Origin of the sequence: Pseudomonas sp. HMSC057H01 (assembly GCF_001836405.1) — a bacterium.
GTDB classification, from domain to species: domain Bacteria; phylum Pseudomonadota; class Gammaproteobacteria; order Pseudomonadales; family Pseudomonadaceae; genus Pseudomonas; species Pseudomonas aeruginosa.
Map to the genome: position 1 here is coordinate 1 of NZ_KV828382.1, position 5,728 is coordinate 5,728.

General features: G+C 58.7%; 3 protein-coding genes. All 3 read left to right on the top strand.

The window, feature by feature from the left end; translation table 11 throughout:
* Positions 1–4,465: DUF637 domain-containing protein (locus HMPREF2581_RS02545; protein WP_177345066.1), on the top strand; the 4,465-nt coding region annotated here is incomplete at its 5' end.
* A complete protein-coding gene (locus HMPREF2581_RS32830) occupies positions 4,465–4,932 on the top strand; it encodes a hypothetical protein (RefSeq protein ID WP_134281347.1) in 468 nt (155 codons plus the stop codon). The genes HMPREF2581_RS02545 and HMPREF2581_RS32830, both read left to right, overlap by 1 nt.
* Positions 4,933–5,154: 222 nt before the next feature.
* Positions 5,155–5,625: a hypothetical protein gene (locus HMPREF2581_RS33120; protein WP_152934910.1), complete on the top strand. Its 471-nt coding sequence runs from the start codon at positions 5,155–5,157 to the stop codon at positions 5,623–5,625.
* Positions 5,626–5,728 lie beyond the last annotated feature (103 nt).

Genomic DNA, 5,728 nt, shown 5'->3' on the forward strand with positions numbered 1-5,728 from the left:
CCGCGACGATGCCGGCAACCGTGCCGCCAGCCTGCGCAACCTTTCCGGGGTGATCGAGAGCGGCAAGGACTTCAGCCTGCGTGCCAGCCTGATCGAGAACCGTCGCGCCGTGCTGGAAAGCAAGTCGGGCCTGTACACCGCGAAGATGGAGCAGACCGCCTGCATCGAAGGCGTCAACGCAGGCGACTGCAGCGGCAAGCGCAACGCCATCTGGACCATCACCCAGCGCGACAAGACCGAGGTCACCGCCAGCAGCGCCATGGGGCAACTGCTGGCCGGAGGCGACTTCGCCATCGACGGCGGCACCCTGAACAACCTTTCCAGCCTGATCGGCAGCGGCGGCAACCTCACCGCCAACCTCGAAGTCCTCGACAACCAGGGCCTGGAAACCGGCGAGCTGGAAACCATCCGCGTGCTGCGTACCGCTCGCGGCGGCGATATCGGCGGCATCGACCAGAAGTCGCGTAACTTCACCAACCTCTACTGGTACCAGAGCGCCAATTTCGACCCGGCGCGCGCGGGCGAGATTCCCGCCGCGCTCAACGCGATCCTCAGCGACTGGTCCTTCGAGTACGAATTCCCGAGCAAGGGACCGACCCCGATCAGCAGTGGCGACCAGTCCTACGCAGCGGTGATCCAAGCCGCCGGCGACGTCACGGTCAATGCCAGCACGCGCATCGACAACGGCGTCACCCGCCCCGGCTACACCTTCGTCGGCAGCGGCCGCCAGGTGGGCGACAGCGCGGTGGGCGGCAGCGGGGTTTCGGTGGTCGTGCCGCTGACCTCGCAACTGCCGCCCGACCTGGCGCGGCGCCAGGTCAACCCGGTCACCCTGCCCGGCTTCAGCCTGCCCCATGGCGACAACGGCCTGTTCCGTCTCAGCTCGCGCTTCGCCGAGGACGGCAATGGCAGCGCCGCGCTCGGTGCCGGCGCCGACCGCACCCAGGGCGGCAGCGGCGTCTCGGTCGGCCAGCAGGGCGCCGGCAACGCCGCCGGTACCTGGCAGGGCCAGGGCGTGCGAGTCGACGGCCTGGCTGGCGCGGCCAACGTCCAGGGTCAGGGCGGCAGCGCGCTCGGCGGTAGCCTGCCGGGCGTCGCCCGGGTCCAGGGCGTGCCCGGCAACGCCACGCCGAGCGCCAGCCACAAGTACCTGATCGAGACCAACCCGGCGCTCACCGAACTGAAGCAGTTCCTCAACTCGGACTACTTGCTCAGCGGCCTGGGCATGAACCCGGACGCTAGCAAGAAGCGTCTCGGCGACGGTCTCTACGAGCAGCGGCTGATCCGCGACGCGGTGGTGGCGCGCACCGGCCAGCGCTACATCGACGGGCTGAGCAGCGACGAGGCACTGTTCCGCTACCTGATGGACAACGCCATCGCTTACAAGGACCAACTGCACCTGCAACTGGGCGTGGGTCTGAGCGCGGAGCAGATGGCGGCGCTGACCCACGACATCGTCTGGCTGGAAGAGGTCGAGGTGAACGGCGAGAAGGTCCTCGCGCCGGTGGTCTACCTGGCCCAGGCGGAGGGTCGGCTGGCACCCAACGGTGCGCTGATCCAGGGCCGCGACGTGAAGCTGGTGAGCGGCGGCGACCTGCATAACGTCGGCACCCTGCGCGCGCGGAACGACCTCTCGGCGACGGCCGACAACCTCGACAACAGCGGCCTGATCGAGGCCGGCAAGCGCCTCGACCTGCTCGCCGGCGACTCGATCCGCAACCGCCAGGGCGGGGTCATCGCCGGGCGCGATGTGAGCCTCACCGCGCTGACCGGCGACGTGATCAACGAACGCAGCGTGACCCGCTACGACAGCGCGCTCGACGGCCGCACCTGGGAGCGCAGCTTCGCCGACAGCGCCGCGCGGGTGGAGGCGGCGAACAGCCTGAACGTCCAGGCCGGACGCGACATCGCCAACCTCGGCGGGGTGCTGCAGAGCCGCGGCGACCTCAGCCTCGACGCCGGACGCGACGTCACCGTCGCCGCCGTCGAGGACCGCCAGGGCCAGACCCGCTGGAGCACGTCGCGGCTACAGAGCGTGACCCAGCTCGGCGCCGAAGTCAGTGCCGGGCGGGACCTGAACGTCAGCGCCGGGCGCGACCTCAGCGCAGTGGCCAGCGCCCTCGAAGCGCGCCGCGACATCGCCCTCTCCGCCGGGCGCGACGTGACCCTGGCGGCGGCGGCGAACGAGGAGCATGCCTACAGCAAGACCAGGAAGGTCACCTACCAGGAAGACAAGGTCGCCCAGCAAGGCACCCGCGTGGACGCCGGCGGCGACCTGGCGATCAATGCCGGACAGGACCTGCGCCTGATCGCGAGCCAGGCCAGCGCCGGCGACGAGGCCTACCTGGTGGCCGGCGACAAGCTGGAACTGCTGGCCGCCAACGACAGCAACTACTACCTGTACGACAAGAAGAAGAAAGGCGACTTCGGCCGCAAGGAAACCCGGCGCGACGAAGTCACCGACGTCAAGGCGGTGGGCAGCCAGATCAGCAGCGGCGGCGACCTCACCCTGCTCAGCGGCGGCGACCAGACCTACCAGGGCGCGAAGCTGGAATCGGGCAACGACCTGGCCATCGTCAGCGGCGGCGCGGTGACCTTCGAGGCGGTGAAGGACCTGCACCAGGAAAGCCACGAGAAGAGCAAGGGCGACCTGGCGTGGAACAGCGCCAAGGGGAAAGGGCAGACCGATGAAACGCTTCGGCAGACCCAGATCGTCGCTCAGGGAAATCTGGCGATCAAAGCAGCGGACGGGCTGAAGATCGATGTGAAGCATATCGACCAGAAGACCGTTTCCGAGACCATCGATGTCATGGTCAAGGCCGATCCGAGCCTCGCCTGGTTGCGGGAGGCCGAAAAACAGGGTGACGTCGATTGGCGCAAAGTCCGGGAAGTACATGACAGCTTCAAGTACAGCCATTCGGGGTTGGGCGCTGGCGCGGCATTGGCCATCGCCATTGTGGTTACCTACCTGACCTGGGGTGCGGGTAGTTCGATGGCAGGCGTCGCGGCCAAAAGCGCAACAGGCGTCGCTGCCAACTCCGTCGCCAGTGCCGTAGCCACCAACGCGGCGATCAGCACGGTGAATAACCGCGGCAACCTTGGCGCGGTGGCGAAAGACGTGACCTCCAGCGACAGCCTGAAGGGCTACGCGGTCGCCGGTATCAGCGGCGGCTTCATGCCCAGCAGTCTGGGTGCCCAGCTTGCCGTTCGCTCCGCGCTGAACACCGTGGTGAACGGTGGCAAGTTCAGGGACAACGTCGCGCAAGCTGCCATCAGTATGGCGGCGGACGCGCTAAGCGGCGCGATCTTCGACAAGGTCGGAGATGCGTTGGTCGGCAGCGGCCTTCCCAAGAAGGTAGCGGTCCATGCGATTGTCGGCGGGTTGATCGGCGAGGCTGCCGGCGGCGATTTCCGTACCGCAGCCCTGGCTGCTGGCGCCAACGAGGCATTGGTAAGCCTCGTCGGTGAAAAGATCTTCCCTGGCGAGGCTCATGAGCGCGTGCTGGCGATGACCTCGCAGTTGATAGGGATGACAGTGGCTGCGGCGGCCGGAGGCGATACCAAGGCCCAAGAGAAAGCCGCTTGGGTGGCTCAGCAGGCCACGGTGTACAACAATCTGAATCACGCGGCGGCGGAGAGCCTGCTCAAGGAAATCAAGGATTGTCGCGCGGCAGGCGGCTGTGGCGAGGAGAAGTTGCAAGGCATCCTCGGCAAGTACGAAAAGCTGTCGGCCGAGCGTTCAAACGCTATCGGCCAGTGTGCTTCGCGCCAGTGTGTGGACGACATCGTCGACAGTTCGATCCGGATGGACGATCCGGTTTCCAAAGAGCTGCTCAGCCTACTGCGGCAAACCACCTACGACACACCCGGCTTGTTGCAGGGCAATCCTGATGCGATCGTGTCGCAGACGCCGAATCCAAGTGGCTGGGGAGATCTCTTTGCCCTGGACAAGCAACTGGCGTTCGCCAAGAACCTCAAGGAAGGCTGGCTGACACCGGAGGAAACGGCTGATCTGGATCGCTGGAATGCGTCCACTTCCTGGCTGGATCGCACTGCTGGCCGACAACTGGATCCCAAGGAGAAGGCTTACCTGCTCTCGGAGCTGGGGGGCGCGGCGGCTATGGCGCTTCTTGGGGGGAGGGGGAGTGTTGGATCGAACGCTACTTTTGGTCAAATTAAAACAGTGCTTGATACTGCGCAGGCTCCATATAAAGGTAGTACTGTTATAGGACATGCGCTATCTAAACATGCGGGTAGGCATCCCGAAATATGGGGTAAAGTTAAAGGTTCTATGTCTGGTTGGAACGAACAAGCTATGAAGCATTTTAAGGAAATTGTCCGTGCTCCTGGGGAGTTTCGACCTACTATGAATGAAAAGGGAATAACTTTTTTAGAGAAGCGTCTGATAGATGGTCGTGGGGTTAGGCTGAATCTAGATGGAACTTTTAAAGGGTTTATTGACTGATGAAAGAATTATTTGAAGTGATTTTTGAGGGTGTGAACACTAGTAGGCTTTTTTTTCTTTTAAAAGAGATTGAAAGCAAGAGTGATCGCATTTTTGATTTTAATTTTTCTGAAGATTTTTTGAGCTCTAATGTTAATGTTTTTAGTGAATTATTGATCGATTCTTTCTTGGGTTTTAATGGTGATTTATATTTTGGTGTGTCCATGGAAGGGTTCAGTGTTAAGGATGGTTTGAAGTTGCCAGTCGTTCTCTTAAGGGTTTTGAAATATGAGGGGGGGGTTGATGTGGGGTTGTGTTTTTATATGAATGATTTTAATAGCGCAGGTAAAGTTATGTTAGAATTTCAAAAATATATGAATGGAATCTCTGCTGATTTTGGTTTCGAAAATTTCTATGGAGGTTTGGAGCCAGCCTCGGACCAAGAGACTAGGTTTTTTACTAACAACAGGCTGGGTCCTCTTCTTTAGGAGCATAAAAAATAAAATAAAGGGACCAGATTTATTTTCCCTACTCTAATTTCCTGAGCATGGAGGCATCCAGCGCAGATGCCGTAAAGGAACTTCGCGATTCCTAGGTAAGGGCGCATGGTTTAGCGAATTATTTGCTTTGAGCGTTTCAGAGTGGGCGCAGTCGCCGAAATTAGAGTAGTAAAAATAAATCTGTCCCCTTCCCAATTCGGATGAGATACCATGAAGAAAATAGTATCTTTTAAAGATTTAAAGTGTTTGAGTAATTATGAATTATGGAAGTCCGGTTGGGAGAATAAGAATGAGATTGATATTTTTTCATATATTTCCTATGAAATCAGGCCAGAAGATTTATTGATCTTGGGGAAATTGGTTTTTCCTGATTTTATCTTGGATAGGGGGGCGGTAATACTGGAGATGAACTATGAGGCAGAAAAGTTTAATGGCTGGATGGCAAGATTCGAAGATGATATCCAGTCTGTAGAGAGATTTGTTAATCATACTCATATTTATGACATTTTTCCCGGGTGTAGTGAGGATGTAGAAGATGAAATTTTTGAGCAGCTTGCTCATATGCTTTCTCTATCATGGCGCTTAATTTTAAAAGAGAAATTTCCAGATAGAGATTTTTCGGTTTTGCTATCTTGCTCAGATCAAGATTATGGCCCTACTATTACTTTTTTCCAGAAATAAAAATACTTTATTAAATAAAGAATAAGTAAAGGGGTAGATTTATTTTCCCTACTCTAATTTTCTAAGCAGGGGAGGCTCCAGTGCAGACGCCGTAAGGAGGCTC